Origin of the sequence: Nocardia spongicola (assembly GCF_047200775.1) — a bacterium.
Classification (GTDB): Bacteria; Actinomycetota; Actinomycetes; order Mycobacteriales; family Mycobacteriaceae; genus Nocardia.
In genome coordinates this window covers 343,616-367,028 of record NZ_JBJZOO010000002.1, presented here as the reverse complement: position 1 = coordinate 367,028, position 23,413 = coordinate 343,616, and the positions used below count along the sequence as shown (strand labels likewise).

Annotated in this window: 23 protein-coding genes; 15 read left to right on the top strand and 8 right to left on the bottom strand. The window is 64.3% G+C overall.

What is annotated here, in order from left to right; genetic code table 11:
• Nucleotides 1-9: 9 nt before the first annotated feature.
• A complete protein-coding gene (locus ACL02S_RS06690) occupies nucleotides 10-792 on the bottom strand; it encodes an SDR family oxidoreductase (protein WP_412801418.1) in 783 nt (260 codons plus the stop codon).
• Nucleotides 793-872: 80 nt separating this feature from the next.
• Between ACL02S_RS06690 and ACL02S_RS06685 the strand changes: the two genes are divergently transcribed.
• The 4 genes from ACL02S_RS06685 to ACL02S_RS06670 all read left to right on the top strand — a co-directional run bounded on the left by ACL02S_RS06685 (nucleotide 873) and on the right by ACL02S_RS06670 (nucleotide 4,595).
• On the top strand, nucleotides 873-1,637 hold the full coding sequence (locus ACL02S_RS06685; RefSeq protein WP_412801417.1) for an enoyl-CoA hydratase family protein: 765 nt from the start codon (nucleotides 873-875) through the stop codon (nucleotides 1,635-1,637).
• An 11-nt stretch (nucleotides 1,638-1,648) separates the two neighbouring features.
• Nucleotides 1,649-2,527: a CoA transferase subunit A gene (locus tag ACL02S_RS06680; protein WP_412801416.1), complete on the top strand. Its 879-nt coding sequence runs from the start codon at nucleotides 1,649-1,651 to the stop codon at nucleotides 2,525-2,527.
• A gap of 141 nt (nucleotides 2,528-2,668) precedes the next feature.
• Nucleotides 2,669-3,427: a CoA-transferase subunit beta gene (locus tag ACL02S_RS06675; protein ID WP_412801415.1), complete on the top strand. Its 759-nt coding sequence runs from the start codon at nucleotides 2,669-2,671 to the stop codon at nucleotides 3,425-3,427.
• A gap of 82 nt (nucleotides 3,428-3,509) precedes the next feature.
• Nucleotides 3,510-4,595: an NAD(P)H-dependent flavin oxidoreductase gene (locus ACL02S_RS06670; RefSeq protein WP_412801414.1), complete on the top strand. Its 1,086-nt coding sequence runs from the start codon at nucleotides 3,510-3,512 to the stop codon at nucleotides 4,593-4,595.
• Nucleotides 4,596-5,148: 553 nt separating this feature from the next.
• Here the strand turns inward: ACL02S_RS06670 and ACL02S_RS06665 are convergent.
• From ACL02S_RS06665 to ACL02S_RS06645, 5 genes are all read right to left on the bottom strand, one after another.
• Nucleotides 5,149-6,342, bottom strand: a complete 1,194-nt coding sequence (locus ACL02S_RS06665; protein WP_412801413.1) for an acetyl-CoA C-acetyltransferase — start codon at nucleotides 6,340-6,342, stop codon at nucleotides 5,149-5,151.
• 10 nt (nucleotides 6,343-6,352) lie between these two features.
• On the bottom strand, nucleotides 6,353-6,961 hold the full coding sequence (locus ACL02S_RS06660; RefSeq protein WP_412801412.1) for a TetR/AcrR family transcriptional regulator: 609 nt from the start codon (nucleotides 6,959-6,961) through the stop codon (nucleotides 6,353-6,355).
• A 45-nt stretch (nucleotides 6,962-7,006) separates the two neighbouring features.
• Nucleotides 7,007-7,768 (bottom strand): hypothetical protein, encoded by a 762-nt coding sequence (locus tag ACL02S_RS06655; protein ID WP_412801411.1) that lies wholly within the window; start codon nucleotides 7,766-7,768, stop codon nucleotides 7,007-7,009.
• A 207-nt stretch (nucleotides 7,769-7,975) separates the two neighbouring features.
• Complete coding sequence (locus ACL02S_RS06650) at nucleotides 7,976-8,773, bottom strand: SDR family oxidoreductase (protein WP_412801410.1); 798 nt, start codon at nucleotides 8,771-8,773, stop codon at nucleotides 7,976-7,978.
• Nucleotides 8,770-10,023, bottom strand: coding sequence for an acyl-CoA dehydrogenase family protein (locus tag ACL02S_RS06645; RefSeq protein ID WP_503129048.1), 1,254 nt, complete (start codon nucleotides 10,021-10,023; stop codon nucleotides 8,770-8,772). The genes ACL02S_RS06650 and ACL02S_RS06645 overlap by 4 nt, the downstream gene beginning before the upstream one ends.
• Nucleotides 10,024-10,107: 84 nt before the next feature.
• Here ACL02S_RS06645 and ACL02S_RS06640 point away from each other — a divergent pair, with 84 nt between their 5' ends.
• The 9 genes from ACL02S_RS06640 to ACL02S_RS06600 all read left to right on the top strand — a co-directional run bounded on the left by ACL02S_RS06640 (nucleotide 10,108) and on the right by ACL02S_RS06600 (nucleotide 19,522).
• A complete protein-coding gene (locus ACL02S_RS06640) occupies nucleotides 10,108-11,661 on the top strand; it encodes a FadD3 family acyl-CoA ligase (protein ID WP_412801408.1) in 1,554 nt (517 codons plus the stop codon).
• Entirely contained in the window at nucleotides 11,661-12,557 is an 897-nt protein-coding gene (locus tag ACL02S_RS06635) for an enoyl-CoA hydratase (RefSeq protein ID WP_412801407.1), read from the top strand. Before ACL02S_RS06640 ends, ACL02S_RS06635 begins: the two co-directional genes overlap by 1 nt.
• A complete protein-coding gene (locus tag ACL02S_RS06630; RefSeq protein ID WP_412801406.1) occupies nucleotides 12,557-13,699 on the top strand; it encodes an acyl-CoA dehydrogenase family protein in 1,143 nt (380 codons plus the stop codon). The genes ACL02S_RS06635 and ACL02S_RS06630 overlap by 1 nt, the downstream gene beginning before the upstream one ends.
• Entirely contained in the window at nucleotides 13,696-14,727 is a 1,032-nt protein-coding gene (locus tag ACL02S_RS06625; protein WP_412801405.1) for an acyl-CoA dehydrogenase family protein, read from the top strand. The genes ACL02S_RS06630 and ACL02S_RS06625 overlap by 4 nt, the downstream gene beginning before the upstream one ends.
• Nucleotides 14,724-15,779: an acyl-CoA dehydrogenase family protein gene (locus tag ACL02S_RS06620; RefSeq protein ID WP_412801404.1), complete on the top strand. Its 1,056-nt coding sequence runs from the start codon at nucleotides 14,724-14,726 to the stop codon at nucleotides 15,777-15,779. The genes ACL02S_RS06625 and ACL02S_RS06620 overlap by 4 nt, the downstream gene beginning before the upstream one ends.
• Nucleotides 15,780-16,457: 678 nt before the next feature.
• Nucleotides 16,458-16,916: a MarR family winged helix-turn-helix transcriptional regulator gene (locus ACL02S_RS06615; protein ID WP_412801403.1), complete on the top strand. Its 459-nt coding sequence runs from the start codon at nucleotides 16,458-16,460 to the stop codon at nucleotides 16,914-16,916.
• 9 nt (nucleotides 16,917-16,925) lie between these two features.
• The gene (locus tag ACL02S_RS06610; protein WP_412801402.1) at nucleotides 16,926-18,152 is read left to right on the top strand and encodes an MFS transporter; all 1,227 of its coding nucleotides are present in this window, start codon (nucleotides 16,926-16,928) and stop codon (nucleotides 18,150-18,152) included.
• Nucleotides 18,153-18,262: 110 nt separating this feature from the next.
• On the top strand, nucleotides 18,263-19,015 hold the full coding sequence (locus ACL02S_RS06605; protein ID WP_412801401.1) for a DUF427 domain-containing protein: 753 nt from the start codon (nucleotides 18,263-18,265) through the stop codon (nucleotides 19,013-19,015).
• Nucleotides 19,016-19,111: 96 nt separating this feature from the next.
• Entirely contained in the window at nucleotides 19,112-19,522 is a 411-nt protein-coding gene (locus ACL02S_RS06600; protein ID WP_412801400.1) for a cupin domain-containing protein, read from the top strand.
• Nucleotides 19,523-19,582: 60 nt separating this feature from the next.
• Here the strand turns inward: ACL02S_RS06600 and ACL02S_RS06595 are convergent, their stop codons facing one another.
• Together ACL02S_RS06595 and ACL02S_RS06590 are read right to left on the bottom strand one after the other, a co-directional pair.
• Nucleotides 19,583-19,915, bottom strand: a complete 333-nt coding sequence (locus tag ACL02S_RS06595) for a hypothetical protein (RefSeq protein WP_412801399.1) — start codon at nucleotides 19,913-19,915, stop codon at nucleotides 19,583-19,585.
• The gene (locus ACL02S_RS06590; protein WP_412801398.1) at nucleotides 19,915-21,123 is read right to left on the bottom strand and encodes a 3-ketosteroid-9-alpha-monooxygenase, oxygenase component; all 1,209 of its coding nucleotides are present in this window, start codon (nucleotides 21,121-21,123) and stop codon (nucleotides 19,915-19,917) included. Before ACL02S_RS06590 ends, ACL02S_RS06595 begins: the two co-directional genes overlap by 1 nt.
• Before the next feature lie 217 nt (nucleotides 21,124-21,340).
• Here ACL02S_RS06590 and hsaA point away from each other — a divergent pair, with 217 nt between their 5' ends.
• Both hsaA and hsaD read left to right on the top strand, forming a co-directional pair.
• A complete protein-coding gene (gene hsaA, locus ACL02S_RS06585) occupies nucleotides 21,341-22,504 on the top strand; it encodes a 3-hydroxy-9,10-secoandrosta-1,3,5(10)-triene-9,17-dione monooxygenase oxygenase subunit (RefSeq protein ID WP_412801397.1) in 1,164 nt (387 codons plus the stop codon).
• A 9-nt stretch (nucleotides 22,505-22,513) separates the two neighbouring features.
• Nucleotides 22,514-23,395, top strand: coding sequence for a 4,5:9,10-diseco-3-hydroxy-5,9,17-trioxoandrosta-1(10),2-diene-4-oate hydrolase (hsaD, locus tag ACL02S_RS06580; protein ID WP_412801396.1), 882 nt, complete (start codon nucleotides 22,514-22,516; stop codon nucleotides 23,393-23,395).
• The last annotated feature ends 18 nt before the right edge of the window (nucleotides 23,396-23,413 follow it).

Here is a 23,413-nt window from a genome sequence, read left to right as displayed (position 1 = left end):
CCGGGTTGTTCAGGACTGATGGTGCGTCGTGGCGGCGGCGAGGAAGGCAGGCCGCTCACCACCGCCGTGCACCAGCAGTGCTGCCCCGCTGATGTAGGCGGCCAGCGGTGAGACCAGGAAAACAGCGCAGCGGCCGACATCGTCCGGACAAGCCAGCCGACCGAGCGGAATGGTCCGGCCCACCGCGTCGACACCGTCCTGATCGCCGTAATGCAGCCGGCTCAGTTCGGTATCGACCGGTCCGACCACCAAGGAATTGACCCGCACTTTCGGTGCCCACTCGACCGCGAGCGATGCGGTGAGGCTATCCATGCCTGCCTTGGCCGCACCATAGGCCGCGGTACCCGGCGACGGACGATGCCCGCTGACACTGGAGATATTGACGATCGAGCCGCCCTCGTCCTGTCGCTGCATCACCGCGTTCGCGGCCTGCGCCACCAACAAGGGGGCGAGCAGGTTCAGCTCGACGATCTTCGCGTGGAAATTCTTACTCGCTTCGGCCGCCAACGCGAAAGGCGCACCGCCCGCGTTGTTGACCAGATGGTCCAACCGTCCGTAGCGCTCGACGATCGTCTCGACCAGCACACCCACCGCGTCCGCATCCCGGACATCGCACGGCAGGTAATCGATAGCTCGCCCATGAATCTGAACCGGAACATCAGCCGGTCGCCGCGCGCACGCGACCACAGTCGCTCCCGCGGTGAGCAGCGCCCTGCTCACCCCAGCACCTACGCCACGCACACCGCCGGTCACCAAAACCACGCGACCGGCCAGATCGATTTCGAGTGCCACCGTGCTAACCTACCAAGCAACTGCTTGCTTTGCCAATGCTCGCGGAACCGGACGCACCGATACACACGATGGGACTCGCGATGGGGATCAACCGTCATTCCGAATCAAGCGGCATCACCGTGATCACGGTCGACTACCCGCCGGTCAACGCCATCCCGACCGATGGCTGGTTCGCCATCGCCGACGAAGTCCGCGCGGCAGGTCGCGATCCGGACACCAGAGTGGTGGTGTTACGCGCGGCCAACCGCGGCTTCAACGCAGGCGTCGACATCAAGGAGATCCAGAGCAAGCCAGGTCACCAAGCTCTGATCGACGCCAACCACGGTTGCTTCGAGGCCTTCGGCGCGGTCTACGAATGCCAGGTGCCGGTGATCGCTACCGTGCAGGGCTATTGCCTCGGCGGCGGTATCGGACTGGTCGGCAACGCGGATGTCGTGATCGCTTCCGATGACGCCACATTCGGCCTGCCCGAGGTGGACCGGGGCGCACTCGGCGCGGCGACCCACCTGGCGCGGCTGGTACCCCAGCATCTGATGCGGGCGCTGTTCTATACCGCGAGCACCATCACCGCACAGCAGCTCCACCACTACGGCTCGGTCTACCAGGTGGTGCCGCGCGCCGAACTGGACGCGGCGGCATTGGAACTGGCCGAGAACATCGCAGCCAAGGACGGGCGGGTGATCCGGGCGGCGAAACGGGCCCTCAACGGCATCGACGTACAGGACGTACAGCGCAGCTACCGGTACGAGCAGGGATTCACCTTCGAACTCAATCTCGCCGGCGTCGCCGACGAGATCCGCGCCAGGTTCGACGACGACCTCGCGGCGCGCAAGTCCGGTCGATAAGGAGAAACGCCATGCGAGACAAGCGGATGTCGCTCGACAATGTTGTCGGCGAACTGCGCAGCGGGATGACCATCGGCATCGGTGGCTGGGGGTCGCGACGCAAGCCGATGGCACTGGTACGGGCCATCCTTCGTTCGGACCTCACGGATTTGACGATAGTTGGCTACGGCGGTCCTGACCTCGGGCTGCTGTGCTCGGCGGGAAAGGTGCGCAAGGCGTACTACGGCTTCGTCTCACTCGATTCGCCGCCGTTCTACGATCCGTGGTTCGCCAAGGCCCGCACCACCGGCACGCTGATCGCCCGCGAAATGGACGAAGGCATGCTCAAATGCGGGCTGGAGGCGGCAGCGGCGCGGCTGCCGTTCCTGCCGATCCGTGCCGGGCTCGGCTCGGATGTCCCGAACTTCTGGGAAGGTGAGCTGAAGACAATCGAATCCCCGTACCCAGGGCCGGACGGCAAGGCAGAGACGCTGATCGCTATGCCGGCGTTGAATCTCGACGCGGCGCTGGTGCATCTGAATCTGGGTGACGCGCACGGCAATGCGGCCTATACCGGCGTCGATCCGTACTTCGACGATCTGTTCTGCCTGGCCGCTCAACGACGCTATGTCTCGGTGGAACATGTGGTCGATACCGAGGAACTGGTGAAAACCGTGCCACTGCAGGCACTACTGCTCAACCGCATGATGGTCGACGGTGTGGTGGAAGCGCCGGGTGGCGCGCATTTCACTCTGGCCGCGGACAACTACGGCCGAGATGAGAAATTCCAGAAGCACTATGCCGAATCCGCCAAAACACCCGAAGCGTGGCAGCGATTCGTCGATACCTACCTGACCGGCTCCGAAGAGCAGTACCAGGCCGCCGTACAGCGATTCGCGCAGGAGGCGTGATGAGAAACAATCGCGAAGCACTCACCACGCCGACGGGGCGCGGGAACTCCCGCAAGACACAGGAGGCGTGATGAGAAACAATCGCGAAGCACTCACCACGCCGACGGGGCGCGGGAACTCCCGCAGGACACAGGAGGCGTGATGACCAGCACCGAGACCATTACCCGCGCCGAGGTGTGCGCGGTCGCCTGCGCGGAGATCTTCCACGGCGCAGGGGAAATCATAGCCAGCCCGATGACGCCGATGGCGCAGCTCGGCGCGCGGCTGGCCAGGCTGACCACCGAACCGGACCTGCTGTTGTCCGACGGTGAGGCATTGCTGCTCGCCGACACTCCCCCGCTGGACGGCAAAGCACCGATCGAGGGCTGGATTCCGTTCCGGAAGGTCTTCGACACGCTGGCCTCCGGCCGTAGGCACGTGGTGATGGGCGCCAACCAGATCGATCGCTTCGGCAATCAGAACCTCTCTGCCTTCGGCCCGTTGCAGCAGCCGACCCGGCAGATGTTCGGGGTACGCGGCGCCCCTGGTAACACGATCAATCACGCGACCAGCTACTGGGTCGCACGGCACACCAGACGCGTTTTCACCGATCGAGTCGATATCGTCTCCGGCGTGGGATACGACAAGGTCGATCCCACCAATCCGGCCTATCGCTTCCTGCACCTGCACCGCGTGGTGACCAACTTGGGCGTCTTCGATTTCGAAGGTCCCGGCCACACCATGCGTGCCCGCAGTCTGCATCCCGGCGTCACCATCGAGGAAGTCGCGGAGAACACCTCCTTCGAGATCGCAGGCCTCGCTGAGGCAGGGCAGACACCACTGCCGACCACCGAGCAACTGCGTCTTATCCGCGAGGTACTCGACCCGAGGAAGACTCGCGAAAACGAGGTCCCATCATGAGTGATCGAACCACGCGGAGGCAACGCGGCGTGACCACACCGGTCCCGCTCGTAGTCCTGCGCATAACAGCAAAGGACGCGGCATGAGCCCCCGTCTACGCACCGCGCTGACCGATCTGGTCGGCATCGAGCACCCGATCGTGCAGACCGGTATGGGCTGGGTGGCAGGCCCGAGTCTGGTCTCCGCCACCGCCGAAGCAGGCGGTCTCGGCATCCTCGCCTCAGCCACCATGACCTTCGCCGAGCTGGAGGCGGCCATCGCGAAGACCAAGGCACACACCGCGAAACCGTTCGGTGTGAATATCCGTGCCGATGCCGCCGACGCCCCCGAACGGATCGACTTGCTGATCCGGGAGAAGGTGGCGGTCGCCTCCTTCGCGCTCGCACCAAAACAGGATCTCATTGCCAAGCTGAAAGATGCCGGCGTAGTGGTTATCCCGTCGATCGGCGCCGCCAAACACGCGCGCAAAGTGGCGTCCTGGGGTGCGGATGCGGTGATCGTGCAGGGCGGCGAGGGCGGCGGGCATACCGGCCCGGTGGCCACCACCCTGCTGCTGCCATCGGTATTGGACGCGGTGGATATCCCCGTGGTCGCGGCAGGCGGTTTCTTCGACGGGCGCGGCCTGGCCGCCGCCCTGGCCTACGGTGCGGCGGGCGTCGCGATGGGCACCCGATTCCTGCTCACCCAGGAAAGCACGGTCCCCGATGCCGTCAAACAGGAATACCTGCGCAGACAGCTCCAAGACACGGTGGTGTCGGTCAAGGTCGACGGTATGCCGCACCGCGTGCTGAACACCGAGCTGGTACAACGCCTGGAGCATGCCGGGCGCTGGCGTGGGCTCACCGCGGCGGTGGGCAATGCGACCCGGTTCAAGAGTATGACCGGTATGAAATGGTCCACCATGATCCGTGATGGCCTCGCCATGCGAAAGACCAAAGACCTCAGCTGGTCTCAGGTGATCATGGCTGCCAATACTCCGATGCTGCTGCGCGCCGGACTGGTCGAGGGCAACACCAAGGCTGGTGTACTCGCCGCAGGCCAGGTCACCGGGATCATCGATGATCTGCCCACCTGCGCAGAACTCATCGATCGGATCGTCACCGACGCACTCGCGCGGATCGATGCGCTCGGTGCGCTTGCCGGGGAAGCGAAATCGGCGAGGCCGTAGTCCGTCAGCTCGAGCAGGCCGTCCGCTCGAGCTGACGGCTCTGTTACCGACGGTAGTCGAATGGCGGTCGAACAGCGCTCCGGTGCCGCCATATCACTCCGCTCATCCACCGCGTTGACCCGGAAGGGACGGACATCTGCCCTGGTGAGCCGGAGCTTCACCTGATCACTCCGACGACATCCGTTGCGGCTGAGCGCGTCCGATAAGCGAGCTTCACTGTACGCTGACCGCGTAGGCCAAATACCTATCGAGGGGAGAGCAGAGCGCATGGAAAGCGTGATGCGGGCACTACGAGCAATTCCAGCCAGGGTGATCTCAGCTGTTGTGATCGTCGCTGTCATATCGGCTGTGGGAACCTGGTTCTCGTCCCATTCGATTGCTGGAGTATTGCTTGTTCTGGTGGCGGCTCTTGTGGGTGGATTGACGGTCGGCGCTCTGGTAACCGCAAGCCGCTTGCGTGATAATCCGTCTAGAGAGCTGTAGGTACAGCCCACAGTCGTCCCTGGTGGCACGTCGGGCGACGTGAAGTCGCCGACGTGCCACCAAGCCGGGATCAGTGCGGCAGGCGCTCGATGATGGTCGCGTTGGCGGTGCCGCCACCCTCGCAGATGGTCAGCAGGCCATACCGCCCTTCGACCCGCTCCAGCTCGTTGAGCAGCGTCGCGAAAAGCTTTGCGCCGGTGGCGCCGAGCGGGTGACCGAGCGCGATCGCACCACCGTTGACATTGACCCGATCCGGGTCAGCGCCGGTCTCCTTCAGCCAGGCCAGCACCACCGGGGCGAAGGCCTCGTTGATCTCGACCACATCGATGTCCTCGATGGTGAGGCCGGATTTGGCCAACGCCCACTTGGTCGCCGGGATCGGTGCGCTGAGCATGACGATCGGATCGGCGCCGCGCGCGCTCACATGGTGGATACGTGCCCGCGGTGTCAGGCCGTATTCCCGCACCGCCCATTCCGAGGCGAGCAGGGTAGCGCTCGCCCCGTCGGAGATCTGACTGGCCACGGCGGCGGTGAGCGGACTGCCCTCGGCCAGCGCGGGCAAGGTGGCCATCTTCTCCAGGCTGGTCTCCCTCGGCCCCTGGTCGATCCAGAAGTCGCCGACCGGAACGATCTCGTTGTCGAAACGTCCGTTCTTGATGGCGTCGCGGGCCCGTTCATGGCTGCGCAGCGCCCAATGCTCCATATCCTCGCGGCTGATACCCCATTTCTCCGCGATCATCTGGGCGCCGCGGAACTGCGATACCTCACCGGTGCCGTAGCGGTGGTCCCATCCGCGCGCGCCGACGAACGGTGAGTCGAAACCGTACTCCTTGCCCGCGAGCATGGCCGCGGAGATCGGGATAGCGCTCATATTCTGTACGCCTGCCGCGACGATCATTTCCGCGGTGCCGCTCATGATGGCCTGCGCGCCGAAATTGATGGCCTGCTGGCTGGATCCGCACTGCCGGTCCACCGTGACACCGGGGACCTCTTCGGGGTATCCCGCGGTCAACCACATGGTGCGACCGATATTTCCCGCCTGCGGACCGATATTGTCGACGCAACCAACGATGACATCGTCCACCAGGCCTGGATCCACCGGGCTTCGGTCCAGTAGTCCGCGTAGTACGGTCGCACCCAGATCGGCCGGGTGTACCTCTGCCAGGGCGCCGCCGCGCTTGCCGACCGGGGTACGCACCGCATCGATCACGTAGGCGTCCCGCAGTGGGGCATACGGACGGCGGGACGTGGAAGATGCTGACATATAAGGACTCCTACGTGCTGTGCTCGGGGACGGTGAGTCCGTCGAGCACGATGGTCAGGTACTGCTTGGCAAGATTGGCTACGGTGATGGGGCCGCCGGGCCGATACCAGCGCACCGCGACCCACACCGTGTCGCGCAGGAACCGATAGGCGAGTTCGACATCGAGTTCCGGCCGGAAGCTGCCGTCTTCGACGCCGTCGGTCAATACCCGGTGCCAGAACTCACGGAATTCCCGGTTGTAGTCGGCGATGTAACTGAACCGCTCCACGGTGCGCAGCCGCTTGGCCTCGGCCTGATAGATCGCTACCGCGGCGTGCCAGCGGTCGAACGACTCATAGGAGGCGACCACCAAGGCTTCCAAGGTGGCTCGCGAACTCAATCCGGAGTCGACGATCTCGCGATAACGCCCGAACAGATCATCGAGGAAACCGCGCAGGATCTCGTCCACCATCGACTCCTTGGAATCGAAATGGTGGTACAAGCTCCCCGAGAGGATGCCTGCCGCGTCGGCGATGTCACGCACGGTGGTAGCGCGCAAGCCCTGTTCTGCGAACAATTCGGCGGCCAAGGCGAGCAACTCACCGCGACGTGCGGACTTCGAGGCGTCTGGTGCGGTCACCTACCCCATACTACAACCAAGCATTTGCTTGGTCGATAGGGATGCTCACCGCTCCGAGTAGCGCAGCGGGGAGGAAACCGAAAGGTCGGCGAGCAGCCGATCGCAGATCACCACAGGCGAGACTCCCGCCCTGGTCATCCGCGCGACGAGCGCCAGACGGCGTTCACAACTGTCCCATTCCACGGTGACCGGATCCCGGCCCGGCCCGGCGTCCACCGTGGCCATCACCCGCGGCGGACCGTTGGGGATCGGCACCTCGCTCAGCCCGAGCAACATGCCACGACGCCAGGCGTTATAGGTGTCCATATCGGCGTCGATCACCAGTTTGTCGGTGGCGGCGCATAACCCACGGGCAATCTCGCTCACAAAGGCTGATCGGTCGAATTGGAGCTGTTGGCACCGAGAAAGGACCTCCAACAAATCTGTACGGACCTCACAGAGCAGATCCGTCCGGCGCTGCCTCCGCCTTTCCTCTTCACTGGCGGGACTATCGGCCCCATCGCCACCCCTGCGATCACACACCAGATCGGCACACAGCGCACCGCGTGGATCAGCGACGAGTTCGTCCTCGTCGACGGAGTACTGCTGCAGAACGCGGGTGGCGGCCCGCACGACGGCATGCTCGGAGGTGTACTCCATGAGCTCGGCGCCGAGGGCGAGTGCGGAACGCACCAAGCTGTCCAACCGCCGCCTGGCCAGCACCACCGCACGCACCAATTCGATTTCCAGTTGTTCGCGGACGGGCGGGCGATCCGGACCCATAATCATCGCCCCCTTGACGAGCGCGTATCCGATCCCATCCAGCATGGCATATCCCCCCGCCCTCCTGCCCACCCTTTCTCCCTGATCAGCCGCCTACCGCAGGTACGGCGCCAGATACGGGAAGGTGATCCCGTTGCGGTGCGCCTACTGCGGCAAAGACGCCGGGTAAGCAGATGCTCGATGATTGCCCGCTACGTTCGCTCGCGCCTGCGCACCGCCAGGCGGTGAAGGCCCCACAGAATCTCCGGTGAATCAGGCGCGTTGGCTACTCACCGAGACCACCTCACCGGTCAGGTAGGTGGTGTAGTCACTGGCCAGCATCGCGATCGTCGCGGCGACCTCCCACGGTTGCGCCGCCCGGCCGAATGCTTCTCGCTCGGACAACTGGTCCAGCAATTCGGTGGAGCTGACTTTGTCCAGAAAAGCGTGCCTGGCGATACTCGGGGCCACTGCGTTGATCCGGACCCCGAGCTCGGCAGCCTCGACAGCACTGCACCTGGTCAGTGCCATCACACCGGCCTTGGCCGCGGCGTAGTGCGCCTGGCCGTGCTGCGCCCGCCAGCCGAGCACGCTGGCATTGTTCACGATCACACCACCGTGGCCTGCCTCGCGAAAGTAGCCGAGCGCGGCCCTGGTGCAGCGGAAGGTGCCGTTGAGGGTGATATCCAGGACCCGCTCCCATTGCTCGTCGGTCATATCGACTACCGGCGTTTCCCCGCCGAGTCCGGCGTTGTTCACCATGATGTCGATCCGGCCCAGCGCCTCGACCGCGCCACGAACCAGCTCGTTCACCTGCTCGGTATGTTGCACATCACAGGGAATCGAGGCGATCCGCCGAGCCGGGAACTCTTCGGCGAGTTCGGCCGCCGTCTGCGTCAGACGCCGCTCATGCCAGTCGGAAACCACTACGTCCGCACCCTCGGCCAGCAGTCTGCGCGCGGTAGCCGAGCCGATACCGGTACCGGCGGCGGCGGTGATCACCGCGGTGCGTCCGGTCAGCAGTCCATGCCCTGCGACGGGTTCGGGGACCACCGACAGCGGCCCGGTCACGGGCGCGCCTCACGTGGCAGTCCGAGCACCCGCTCGGCGATGATATTGCGCTGCACTTCGTTCGAACCTCCGTAGATGGTGTCGGCGCGGGTGAACAGATACAGCCGCTGCCATTCGGTGAGATCGCCCTCGCCTGCTACCAGACCGCGAGCGCCGAGCACAGCCATCGCCAGCTCGCCGAGGCCGCGATGCCAGTTGGCCCACAGCAGCTTCGCCACCGAGGCCTGACCGCCGTCGTCCACCCCGATATTTTTTCGAGCCGGAGCGGAGCCTTGCGTAGCACCGCCGACGCCCGCACCCTCCATCGTGCGCATAGCGTGCGCGCGCAGCACACGCAGACCGATCCATGCCTGGTCGATCCGCTCGGCGATCAGCGGGTCGTCGGCTGCCCCGCTGCGGCGGGCCAGCGCCTCGATATCGGCCAGTTCGCGAGCGAACTGGATCTGCTGCCCCAGGGTGGAGATACCGCGCTCGAAGGTGAGCGTGCCCATGGCGATGCGCCAGCCGTCGCCCGGTTCGCCGACCACCAGATCGGCCGCAGTGCGGGCATTGTCGAAGAAAACCTCGTTGAACTCCGAGGTACCGGTCAGCTGGATGATCGGGCGTACGTCGATTCCCGGCTGTTTCATCGGAACCAGCAGGTAGGACAGACCTTTGTGCCTGGTGGAGCCACGCTCGGTACGGGCGATGACGAAGCACCAGTCCGCCACATGCGCCAGCGAGGTCCAGATCTTCTGCCCGGTGATCGACCACTCGTCGCCATCCAGGTGCGCCGCGGTGGCGATGGCAGCCAGATCCGAGCCCGCACCGGGTTCGGAGTACCCCTGGCACCACAGTTCGGAAACGGTGCGGATGCCGGGCAGGAATCTCTCCTTCTGGGCCTCGGTGCCGAAGGCGAGCAGGGTCGGGCCGAGTAGTTCCTCACCGACGTGCGAGACCCGCGCCGGGGCATTGGCCTTGGCGTACTCCTCATGGAAGATCACCTGCTGGCGCACGGTGGCCGCACGGCCACCGTATTCCTCGGGCCATCCGAGACAGGTCCATCCCGCGGCAGCCAGATGCCGATCCCAGGCCAGGCGCTCGTCGAACGCCTCGTGTTCGCGCCCCGGCCCACCCAAACCGCGCAGTGCGCGGAATTCCCCGTCGAGGTTCTCCGCCAGCCACTCACGCACCTCGGCGGCGAAACGCGCGTCTTCAGTGGCGGAAAACCGCCCATCCGGCGCGGCAGTGTCGGATTCTGAGGTCTGGATAGCACCCACGCCGGTAGGATAACCTACCAAGCACTTGCTTTGTAGAGCGTGCGCATAAGTGGCTCGCGGACGGTAAGGACAACCGTGACAACCCCTGCTCAGACGACACCGATGGCATTGCACCACGCCGCTCGGACCTTCGGCGACGCCCCGGCGATCGTGGATGGCGCGGTCCGGCTGGACTGGACCCAGCTACTCGACGCCGTCCAAGAGGTGGCGCGAGCCCTCATCGCACGCGGCGTGCGCGCAGGCGATCGGGTGGCCATGTGGGCGCCCAATACCAACCACTGGGTGATCGCCGCCCTCGCCGCGCACTACACCGGCGCCGCACTGGTGCCGTTGAACACCCGCTATGTCGCCGACGAGGCCGTCGATGTGCTCGGCCGGGTGCGCGCGCGGGTGCTGTTCATCGCGGGGAATTTCCTCGGCCGCGATCGGCTCGCCGAATTACGTGCTGCCGCACCGGACCTCGCTATCGAAACCGTAGTGGTCATTCCGGTCGAGCCGGGCTCGGCGAATACCGATGCCGCCGCACTGGACTGGTCGGAGCTGGCGGCCGTCGCCGCGTCGGTCACGGTGGCCGAAGCCGAGGAACGCGCCGCGGCGGTCGGTCCAGGCGATATTTCCGACATCCTGTTCACCTCCGGTACCACCGGGCGCAGTAAAGGCACCCTGATCGCACACCGGCAAGCCCTCGCGGTGGTACGCGCCTGGGCGGAATGCGCCACCTTGCGTAGCGACGACCGCTACCTGGTGGTGAGCCCGTTCTTCCACAACTTCGGCTACAAAGCGGGCATTCTGGCCTGCCTGGTCACCGGCGCCACGATCATCCCGCAGGCGACCTTCGATGTACCGGAGACGATGCGGCGCATCGGTGCGGAGAAGGTCACGGTACTGCCGGGGCCGCCGACCATCTATCAGACGATCCTGGACTTCCCCGACCGGGACGCGTTCGATCTGAGCAGCCTGCGAGTGGCCGTCACCGGCGCCGCCACCGTACCGGTGGTGCTGGTCGAGCGGATGCGTTCGGAACTCACCTTCGACGTAGTCCTGACCGCCTACGGCCTGTCCGAGGCAGCGGGCTTCGGCACCATGTGCCGAGCCGAGGACCATGCCGAGACCATCGCGAACACCTGCGGCAAGCCGATCGCCGACTTCGAGTTGCGGCTCAGCGAGGCAGGTGAGGTCTTACTCCGTGGACCGAACATAATGCTCGGTTATCTGGACGACCCGGACAGCACCGCCGAGGCCATCGACACCGATGGCTGGCTGCATACCGGAGATGTCGGCACGATCGACGACCGGGGATATCTGAAGATCACCGACCGGCTCAAAGACATGTACATCTGCGGCGGCTTCAATGTCTATCCGGCCGAGATCGAGCAGGTACTGGCCCGGTTGGACGGTGTGGCCGAATCCGCTGTCATCGGTGTGCCCGATACCAGAATGGGCGAAGTGGGTAAGGCGTACGTGGTGCGCAGGGCCGGCGCGACGCTCACCGAGGAGCAAGTACTCGCGCACGCCACCACCACGCTGGCCAACTTCAAAGTGCCTCGGTTCATCGAATTCCGTGATCAGCTGCCCTACAGCTCCGCGGGGAAAGTACTCAAGCGTCAATTACGTGAGGAGAAGTCGTGATGCCGGAACCGGCCGACCCCGTCGGGGAAGAACATGAGGGTGAAGTGGTCACCTACACCCGCCGCGGACGCGTCGCGATCATCGCGATGAACCGGCCGGAATATCGCAATGCGCAGAATTCGGTGATGACCTACGCGCTCGACGCCGCCTTCGAGCGTGCCGTGGAGGACCCAGAGGTCGGCGTTATCGTCTTGGCAGGCAACGGGAAACACTTCAGCGCCGGGCACGATATCGGCACCCCCGGCCGCGACCACCATGTGCGATACCAGAACAAGGCCGCGCTGTGGTGGGATCACGTCGACCGGGTCGGCGGCGATCAGCGCTTCGCCAGGGAGCTGGAGGTCTACCTCGGCATGTGCAGGCGCTGGCGGGAGATTCCCAAACCCACCATCGCCATGGTGCAGGGCGCCTGTATCGCAGGCGGGCTCATGCTGGCCTGGGTATGCGATATGATCATCGCCTCCGAGGACGCGTTCTTCTCCGATCCCGTTGTCCGAATGGGCATTCCAGGGGTCGAATACTTCGCCCACCCCTGGGTACTCGGTCCACGTGCGGCCAAGGAATTCCTCTTCACCGGCGACCGTTTCGGTGCCGCGCAGGCCAAGGAATGGGGCATGGTCAACCGAGTGGTGCCGCGCGACGAACTCGAGGCCGAGACCATGACACTCGCCGAAAAGATCGCCACCATGCCGCAATTCGGCCTGGCCCTGACCAAGAAAGCGGTCAACCAGGCCGAGGACCTGATGGGCATGCGGTCGGGTATGGATTCGGTCTTCGGGCTGCATCACTTCGCGCACGCGCACAACGCCGAAGTCGGTACCGACGCACTGGGTGGCATGAACGCCAAGTCGATGAAGACTTCCGCGAGCAGCACCGGACAGAACGGAACGACGTAGTGGATCTGGATCTCGACCAGGCGACTGAAGAATTCCAGCGGGAGGTCCGCGAATTCCTCGCCGCGAACACACCGGCACAACCGCTGCCATCGATGGATACCAAAGCCGGATTCGAGGCGCATCGAGCGTGGGAACATACTCTGGCCGATGCCAAGTTCTCCGCGGTCGCCTGGCCGGAGGAGTTCGGTGGCCGTGATGCCTCGCTACTGGAATGGGTGCTGTTCGAGCAGGAGTACTACGCGGCGGGGGCACCGGGGCGGGTCAGCCAGAACGGCATCTTCCTTTTGGCCCCGACACTGTTCGAACACGGCACACCGGAACAGTTGGCACGGATCATGCCGCGCATGGCACGCGGCGACGATATCTGGGCTCAGGCGTGGTCGGAACCGGAGGCGGGCAGCGACTTGGCCGGAATCCGCTCCAGCGCCGAACGCACCACCGGCGGCTGGCTGCTGAACGGTCAGAAGACCTGGAGTTCGCGCGCCGCCTTCGCCGACTGGGCGTTCGGGCTGTTCCGCAGTGATCCCGAAGCCGAACGACACAAGGGTCTCACCTATGTGATGTTCCCGCTGACCGCCGACGGCGTTTCAGTGCGCCCGATTCCGCAGTTGGATGGTGAGCCCGGCTTCGCGGAGATCTTCCTCGACAATGTCTTCGTACCCGACCGTGATGTGATCGGCGAACCCGGTGCGGGCTGGCGCGTGGCGATGAGCACCTCCAGTAACGAACGTGGCCTCTCGCTGCGCAGCCCTGGCCGATTCAGCGCCACCGCACAGCGACTGATCGACCTGTGGCTGCGGGTAGGCGATCCGGACAGCACCACACAACGCGACGCGGTGGTTGATGCCTGGATCGGCAGCGAAGCGTACCGGTTGCACACCCTCGGCACGGTCACCCGGCTCGACGAGGGCGGCAAGCTCGGTGCGGAATCCTCTATCACCAAGGTGTTCTGGTCCGAACTCGACATCACCATGCATGAGACCGCACTCGATGTACTCGGCCCGGTGGCCGAGCGCTGTGGACCATGGACCGACGGATACCTGTTCGCGCTATCCGGCCCGATCTACGCGGGCACCAACGAGATCCAGCGCAATATCATCGCCGAGCGGCTGCTCGGACTACCGAGAGGAAGCAGCCGATGAGATTCGCGCTCAGCCCCGAACAACTCGATTTCGGTGTCGGCCTGCGCAAGCTCCTCGATGCCTGTCGCACACCGACCGCCGCACGCGCGTGGGCCGCAGGCGATCCGAGTCCGGGGCGCGCACTGATCCGGCAGCTGGCCGGGGCCGGTGTGCTCGGGCTGACCGTCGCGGAGGAATACGGTGGTAGTGGTGCCGAACCGATCGATCTGGTCGTGGCATTCCAGGAAATCGGACGGGCTGCCGCACCGGGGCCACTGATAGAGACCGCGGCCGTTATTCCCGCTCTGTTACAGGCACTTCCGGATACCGGCTTGGCCGCACGATGGCTGCCCGGCTTCGCCGGTGGCGCCGCGCTCGGCACGATCTCCTTCCCTACACCAGGCCACAGCAGTGTGGCGCTGGATGCCGACACCGCCGAAGTTGTGCTCTCGGTAGAAGGCACGCGCCTGCGCACCGGGCACCGCGCCGGTCAAGTGCGTTCGATCGACCCAGCGCGCCGGTTGTTCGCGATCGCCGCCGACGACACCATCGCCGAGGGCGAACACTTACCCGAAGCCGCGGCCACTGGATTCGACACCGGAGCGCTGGCTTGCGCGGCCCAGCTACTCGGGGCGGGCCGGGCGCTGCTGAACACTTCCACCGAGTACACCAAACAGCGCAAACAGTTCGGCAGGCCGATCGGCGAGTTCCAGGCCGTGAAACAGAAGCTCGCCGATGTACTCATCGCACTGGATCTGGCCGAGCCACTGCTCTACCGCGCCGCACTGACCATGACCGAGCCCACGCGGAGCCGCGATGTCTCGGCCGCTGTGGTCGCCTGCGGCGACGCGGCCTATCACGCCGCTCGTACCGCACTCCAGGTACACGGCGCGATCGGCTACACCGCCGAGTACGACCTTTCGCTGTGGTTGACCAAAGTGACCGCACTGCGTTCGGCGTGGGGCAGCGCAGACCTACACCGCTCCCGGATCGCCAACGCACTGCGCAGCGATGCCACTGGGGAGCCTACGGCGGGAGACACACCATGAGCACCGCGGAACACCGGGAATTCCTCGCCTCGGTTCGGGCATTGCTGACCAAGCACGCCGGGTCGGCCGCGGTGCGCGCGGCGATGGATACCGAACTCGGCTACGACCCGGCACTGTGGCAACTGCTGTGTGAGCAGATCGGCGTCGGCGCACTGGCCATCCCCGCGGAATACGGCGGCTTCGAGGCGAGTCTGGTGGAAGCACTTCTGGTGGTAGGCGAATTGGGACGCACTCTCGCCGGAGTGCCGATGCTCGGCTCGGCCGTACTCGGCGGGCAAGCCGTACTGCTGTCGGGTGATGCCGAGGCATGTGCGCGGCTGCTGCCCGAAGTGGCCGAGGGCACCAGGACGATAGCGGTGTGCTGGGCGAGCGAACGCGGCTGGGACGAACTCGGGGTGCGGGAAAAAGACGGCGCGCTCACCGGGACCGCGCATTATGTCCTCGACGGGATGACCGCCGACACCCTCATCGTCGTCACACCGACCGGTCTCTTCGAAGTCGATCCCTCGGTAGCCGGCGTCACCCGACGCCGCGCACCGACCATGGATCCCACCCGTCGCCTCACCGAAGTAGTCTTCGCCGCAGCGCGAGCACACCGTCTCGGCTCCGCGGATCCAGCGACGACCAGTACCAGGCTTCGCCGGATCGCGTGGGCCGCTGTGGCCGCCGAACAGGTAGGCGCTGCTGAGCGCTGTCTGGAGATGACTGTGGACTATGCCAAATCCCGGGTGCAGTTCGGCCGGGCGATCGGTGGCTTCCAGGCGCTCAAACACCGGATGGCGGATATGTACGTACTGCTGGAATCAGCTCGATCCGCGTCCGTCGCCGCCACCACGGCCGTAGCGATAGACAGCCCTTCGGCTGCCGAAGATGTCTGGGTGGCCCGTGTCCACTGTTCTACGGCGCTCAATACCATCGCAGCCGAGACTATCCAGTTACACGGGGGCATCGCGATCACCTGGGAGCACGACGCGCAATTGTTCTTCAAGCGCGCACACGCGGACGCGCAATTGTTCGGCGCCCCTCGACGACCGGTCGCCCAGTCGGTATGAGGCCGTAGTAGAAATTTCTCGCGCAGAACTGGAGACGAGATCGGCGATCCCGGCTGGCGAAGCAGAAAGCCCAGGCTTCGGTATCCCCTACCGTCTCTACAGGGCTAGTCACGGGCATCGTCCCCGACGCTGTGGTATATCCACGATGAGTCCAGGCATCCGAGAGGTCGACACTGATCTCTACAATGGACTCGGCTTCTGGGACAACTACCGCCAGAACCTCGTCTTCCCAGTTCCACACACGGTACGCTGAGATACTCAGCGTTTGATCTTTGTTCCTGAGACCGACATGCGCCAGTGCCCAGAACTGATCGACAGGACCGGTCTCAGGAACAATTCGCGGTGTCCGGCCTCCTGACCGGTTCGCGAAACGATTCGATGTGGATGCACCCACCTCCCTTCCGGTTTCATTCGCTCGACTTCCCTCTTCTCTCGTATCGCCCGCTTGTGCTTTGCCGATCGATACGAACTCTCGAGGACATTCCCTTCTTCTGCTTTCCGAAATACGGGGCGAGAAAAGAACTTTCAAGCCAACAGGAGAGGAATTCGAACTATGTGTTCATAGTATCCGCACAATGCGCTTCTGATCGTTAGGGAATCGTTAAATCAGAGAAAACGCGATTCGCCGGCAGATATATAGTTATCCTATGTAATATAGTAGTTGTGCAGCAGGACCGGATGAGCGCAGCGGACAGCATCATCGTCGATCTCCTCGTCACCGCGGGCAGAGTGACCCGACTCGCCGGGGTGATCAGCGGTGACAATCTGCCCCGCGCGATGGCGCGTGCGCTTGCGGTACTCGACGAACACGGCGCTGTGCGGATCAGCGAGTTCGCCATGATCGACCGATGCTCCCAACCTTCGGCGACGGTGCTTACCGGCAAGCTGGTCGCGGAAGGATTCGCCTCCCGGCGCAAGGATCCCGCGGACTCGAGAGCCGTCATCATCGAACTCACCCCGGCCGGACACGCTCGTCTCGCCCGATTCCGCCAGGCGCTGGCCACCGAGATCGGTGACCGGCTTCCCGGCTTCGACACCGAACGCCTGACGCGACTGGACACCGAATTACACGACCTACTGGACGCTATGAAAGCAGCTGCGGGACAACATGAAAGAGCCCCGCGAAGAGAACCATAGGAAGTACTGATGAGCATCGCGACTTCGGTTGTGCACCACACCAAGCAACCAAAGGCCGTGTGGGCGGTGGCATTCGCCAGCGTGATCGCATTCATGGGTATCGGATTGGTCGATCCCATTCTCAAACCGATCGGTGAACAATTGAACGCCTCACCGGCGGAAGTATCGCTGCTGTTCACCAGCTACATGCTGGTGACAGGGGTGGCCATGCTGATAACCGGCGTTATCTCCAGTCGCTTCGGCGCCAAGGCGACACTGCAGGCCGGATTGGTGATCATCATCGTATTCGCAGCGCTGGCAGGCATGTCCGATACCGTCGGACAGATCGTTGGCTTCCGCGCGGGGTGGGGTCTCGGCAACGCTTTGTTCATCGCTACCGCGCTGGCCAGCATTGTCAGCGCGGCCAGTGGCGGGGTAGCCCGCGCGATCATCCTGTACGAGGCGGCATTGGGCATCGGTATCGCCACCGGACCGCTGCTCGGCGGCTTGCTGGGCGGAATCAGCTGGCGTGGACCGTTTTTCGGCGTCTCGGTACTGATGGCCGTCGCACTGGTCAGTGTTATCGTGCTGCTACCGCAAGCACCCGAACCCGCTCAGCGCACCTCGATCGCCGCGCCGTTCCGAGCATTACGCCACCGCGGGCTACTGATCCTGAGTATCACCGCCCTGCTGTACAACTTCGGCTTCTTCACCCTGCTCGCGTACACTCCGTTTCCCTTGGATATGGGCACCTATGCGATCGGCTTCATCTTCTGTGGCTGGGGTGTGCTGCTCGCTATCGCTTCGGTGTTTCTGGCGCCACGGCTGCAGCGCCGCTTCGGCTCGCTGCCGATGATGGGACTCTCGCTGAGCCTGTTCGCGGCAGATCTGGCGATAATGGCCGCGTTCGCCGAGCATAAATCGGTGCTTATCGTCGGCACCGTCCTGGCAGGCCTGTTCCTCGGCGTGAACAACACGCTGATCACCGAGGCCGTGATGATCTCGGCGCCGGTGGAGCGGTCCACCGCATCGGCCGCCTACAGCTTCGTCCGATTCGCCGGCGGCGCCTGTGCCCCCTATCTCGCCGGAAAGCTGGGCGAACACGCTATCGCCCTGCCGTTCTGGGTCGGTGCCGCATGCACTGTGGCCGCCGTACTCGTGCTGTTCGCCGGTCGAGCGGCCCTCACCCATATCGGCGATCACAATCCCACACCGCACAGCGTCGAAGAGGCCGCGGCCATCACCGTGGGCGATTGAGGTCAGCGATGCCGAGCCTGCTCCGCCTCCGGCAGCAGTGGTGCGATGCCCGAGCCCACTGATACGAAACTTCTCCCGGAACCGGACAGCGGAGAGTACGGTCGACAAGTATGACCGAAGCGAGGCGGGGCCGCGTCAGTGTCGAAACCAGCCAGAAGCGCGTGCGGGTCTATCTGGGCGGATATCTGGTAGCCGATACGGTCAGACCGGTGCTGCTATGGGAGAACCCGCACTACCCGACCTACTACCTGCCGGTCGCGGATCTGCGAGTGAAACTCGAACCGAACGGAGACATTCGGCATTCCCCCAGCCGCGGCGATGCCACCGGCTACGACATCGTGACCGACGGCGGCACCGCCACCGGAGCGGCGCTGCGATACCACGATTCACCGATCACCGAGTTACATGACCTGGTCAGGCTGGAATGGGCCGCGATGGACGAATGGTTCGAGGAGGACGAGCCGATCTACGTCCACCCACGCAACCCCTACTCCCGTGTCGACATCCTGGCCAGCTCTCGGCATATACGCGTGGCGATCGACGGTGTCACCGTCGCCGAATCGCACACCCCGCGCATCCTCTTCGAAACCGGTTTGCCCGCACGGTACTACCTGCCGATGACCGATGTTCGAATGGATCTGCTGCACCCTTCGGACACCCACACCAGCTGCCCGTACAAGGGCACCGCGGACTACTGGACCATCCAGATCGGCGATACACAGTATCCCGACCACGCCTGGGGTTACCGTACCCCGCTGCCGGAAAGCCAGAAGGTCGCCGGGCTGATCTGCTTCTACAACGAGAAGGTCGATATCTACCTGGACGGCCGACTCCAGGAACGGCCGCCCTCACCGTTCAGCTGACCCACACCTGCACCTTGGCGGTAACTCACCCGCAGAGCATGCGCCGACTGCGGAGAATGCCCGGCGAACAGCCGCGGGAACAGGCATCATCGAACGATGACAGACAGCCGACCGTCGCTTGCCGCCGCACTCGATCTGGCGCCGCATCCAGAAGGCGGCTGGTATCGCCAAACCTGGTGCAGCCCTGTCGAAATCACCCCAGAAGGATGCGAAGGGCCACGGGCGAGCGCGACGGCGGCCTATTTCCTGCTGCTGCCCGGCGAGCGATCCGCCCCGCATACCCTCCGTTTCGACGAGCTATGGCTCTGGCACCGTGGCGGACCGCTGGCATTGAACATCGGCGGCACGGAAGTGATCCTCGGCCCCGACCTGGAGCAGGGGCACCTACCGCAGGCCGTAGTACCGGGCGGGGTCAGCCAGGCGGCCCGGCCTATCGGAGCGGATCATGTACTGGTCACTTGCATCGTCTCGCCAGGATTCGACTTCGCGGACTTCCGGTTGGACTGAGCTGATTCAGTACCCCGGCACACCGCGCAAGCGCCAACCTACCGTGCCCCGACCACTGCTCTATTCGGGGATTTCGAGCACACCCTCCTCCACCGCCCAGGCAATAGTGCGCGCCAGCTGCGGACAGGAGTCGGGGCGACCGAGTCCTCCGCCGTGCGTGCTCAGCTCGGCGAACACCGGGCAGTGGGTAGCGGGATCAGCGGTCCACTGCACCGATGTCTGCCGCGAGCTGCTTTTACGCACCAGCACCTCACTCCCGCACGACTGGCACTGCAGCGGGGTCAAGCCATCCTCCAGATAACGCTGCTTGTCCACCACGGTCTGGGCCCGCACTTCGGCTCGACGATCGGGCTGATCGGCGAAGTCTGGTGCTTTCGCCCAGTTAGCTGCCATTACACGCCCGCCTCGGTTTCCTCGATGTGCCCGGCCTCGCGCTGGCGGCGCAAGTTCTCGGCGACCTCGGCCGCCCAAGCCTCGTTGGCCTTGGTGGTGTCCACCTCGAATTCGAAGCGCTGGGTCATCTTCTCGGTGACATCGGCAAGATCGACATAGAACTGCTCGTACCAACGACGTAGCTGATAGACCGGCCCGTCTTCCTCGCACAGCAGCGGGTTCTCGACCTTGGACTTATGCTTCCAGATCTCGACATCCTGCTGGAAGCCGATGCTGATGCCATCGGTCATCTTCTCCGCCAGCCGTTCGGCCGTCTCACCTTCCACCCCCTGCGGCTTACGCAGTGTGATGCCCCATTGCAGGACGAAGGAGTCCTGGGTGACCGGATAGTGGCAGTTGATCAACACGCTGTTGACCTCGTACCCGCTGTAGATGTTCAGCAGCGGGTTGATCATGTACGAAGGCCCGTAGTACGAAGCCTCGGACTTCAGCAGCGTATCGCCGCCGTACTTGGCCGCCATGCCGACATCCGGCCTGCCTGTGGTCTCCAGGAACTGGGTGGCGATATGCCCCTCGAAGACGTTCTTGAAATAGGTCGGGAAGGCGTAGTGGATGTAGAAGAAATGGGCCATGTCGACCACGTTGTCGATGATCTCACGGCAGTTCGCGCCCTCGATCAGCAGTGAGTTCCACGTCCAGTCGGTCCACCCGCTGTCGAGCTCCTCGCTGGGATTGCCGTCGGCATCGGTATAGGCGCCCTTGATATAGGGAATGGTGATCTCCGGCGGAGGCTGATTGCCCTCGTGATCGTTCCAGACGAACAGCTGACCGTTACGCTCCAGCGTCGGCCACTTCCTGGTGCGTGCCAAAGGCGGCACCCGACGCCCGTACGGGATCGAGGTGCACTTACCGCTGGTCCCCGACCAGCGCCAGTCGTGAAAGGGACACGCGATATCGTCGCCCTTGACCTCACCCATGCTCAGGTCGCCGCCCATATGCCTGCAGTAGGCATCCAGCACCCGAAGTTCACCACTGCTGTCGGCCCAGACGACGAGCTTGGTGCCGAATACGTGGACAGCGTGTGGCTTACCATCCCGGAATGTCTTGGCCAGGCCGAGGCAATGCCATCCCCGCGCATACCGGCTCGGGGCAGCGCCGACATCCAGGTCCCTGACCTTCGCACCGCTCGGGGGCGGGGTAACTGCCATCGCGATTCCTCCTCCTTCTGTACTAGAACACGTTACAAAATTGCCACCCACGGCGCCAGCGGTTCGCGCCACTTCCTGCATGAGTGCATGCCAGAGCAGCAGTGAACGTTGGTTCTCGACATAGATAAGAACCTGTTCTAATCTCAGAAGCGCGGTTCTAATCGCAGAAGCACATGAGTATCGGTTATCAATCGACCAGGCAGGAGCAGGTCCCGAGATGACGCAAGAAGTGACCGAACGGGTCGAAGCGCTGTTGCCGACACTGCGCGAACGCGCGCAGGAGGCCGAGGACCTACGGCGCATCCCCGACGAAAACATCAAGGCGTTGCAGGAGACCGGCTTCTTCCGGCTGCTCCAGCCCACGCAGTGGGGCGGCTACGCTGCCGATCCGGTGACCTTCTACGACACCACGCGCAAGATCGCCAGCGCCTGCGGTTCCACCGGCTGGGTAGCGGGCATTGTCGGCGTGCACAATTGGCATCTGGCGCTGTTCTCCCAGCAGGCCCAGGAAGATGTCTGGGGCGAGGACAACGAGGTACGCATCTCCTCCTCCTACGCACCGATGGGCGCGGGCACGGTCACCGATGACGGCTACCTCGTCAACGGCGCATGGGCGTGGTCGTCCGGTTGCGATCACGCGACCTGGGTTGTCGTCGGCGGACCGGTGCTCAAAGACGGCAAGCCGGTCGACTTCGGCAGCTTCCTCATCCCGAGGGACGACTACCGCATCGATGACGTGTGGAATGTGGTCGGCCTGCGCGGCACCGGCTCCAACACCATCGTCGTACAGGACGTCTTCGTGCCCAAGCACCGGTTCCTGAGTTTCCGTGCCATGAGCGAGATGAAATCGCCCGGTCTGGAACAGAACACCGATCCGGTCTACAAGATGCCTTGGGGCACAATTCATCCCACTACCATCTCCGCTCCGATCGTCGGCATGGCCTACGGCGCGTACCAGGCGCATGTGGAGCACCAGGGCAAGCGCATACGAGCGGCATATGCCGGCGAGAAGGCCAAAGAAGATCCCTTCGCCAAAGTCCGCATCGCCGAGGCCGCCAGCGATATCGATGCCGCCTGGCGGCAGCTGTCCGGCAATGTGGCCGATGAATACGCGCTCCTGGCTTCGGGTCAGGAAATCCCCTTCGACCTGCGCGTACGGGCCCGCCGCGATCAGGTGCGCGCCACCGGCCGTTCGATCGCGGCCATCGACAAGCTGTTCGAGAGCTCAGGCGCCACCGCGCTGGCGAACGGAACTCCGCTGCAACGCTTCTGGCGTGACGCACATGCGGGCCGGGTACACGCGGCCAATGATCCCGAGCGCGCGTATCTGATGTACGGCACGCACGAGTTCGGGCTCCCGGTTACCGACGGTATGGTCTAGGAGCCGGTCGTGACATCAACCATAGCGCTCACCGCCGAATCGACCTCCCGATACGCGCAGGTGCGGCCGGATCTGCGGCTGCATTATCACGAGGCGGGCGAAGGCAACGGACCGACGATCGTCCTACTGCACGGTGGTGGCCCCGGCGCCTCCTCGTGGTCGAACTTCGCCCGCAATATCCCGGTACTGGCGGAACATTTCCATGTGCTCGCGGTGGACCAGCCCGGATTCGGCCACTCCGATAAGCCGACCGAACATCCGCAGTATTTCGCACACAGCGCCTCGGCGCTGAAGGATCTGCTCGACCACCTGCAGATCACCACGCGAGTGCATCTGCTCGGCAACTCGCTCGGCGGTGGCACCGCGGTGCGATTCGCACTGGATTACCCGGAGCTGGCCGGAAAACTGGTCCTGATGGGGCCCGGTGGGCTGAGCACCAATCTGTTCGCGCCCGATCCGACCGAAGGCGTGAAGCTGCTCTCCACGTTCAATTATCAGCCGACCAGGGAGAACCTGGAGGCATTCCTACGCATCATGGTCTTCGACCAGTCGCTGATCACCGATGAGTTGATCGACGAACGGTTCGCCTCGGCGAGTACCCCCGAGGCGCTGGCCGCGACCCGCGCGATGGGCAAGTCGTTCGCGGGCGCTGACTTCGAGAAGGGCATGCTCTGGCGCGACGCCTACAAGCTGCGGCAACCGGTGTTGTTGATCTGGGGTCGCGAAGACCGGGTCAACCCGCTCGACGGCGCGCTGGTGGCGACCAAGGTGATCCCGCGCGTCCAACTCCATGTCTTCGGCGGCTGCGGACACTGGGCACAGCTGGAGAAGTTCCACGAGTTCAATCGGCTGGCCATCGATTTCCTCGCGGGTGTCAAGGAGGGGCGATGAGACATAATCGCGCAGCGC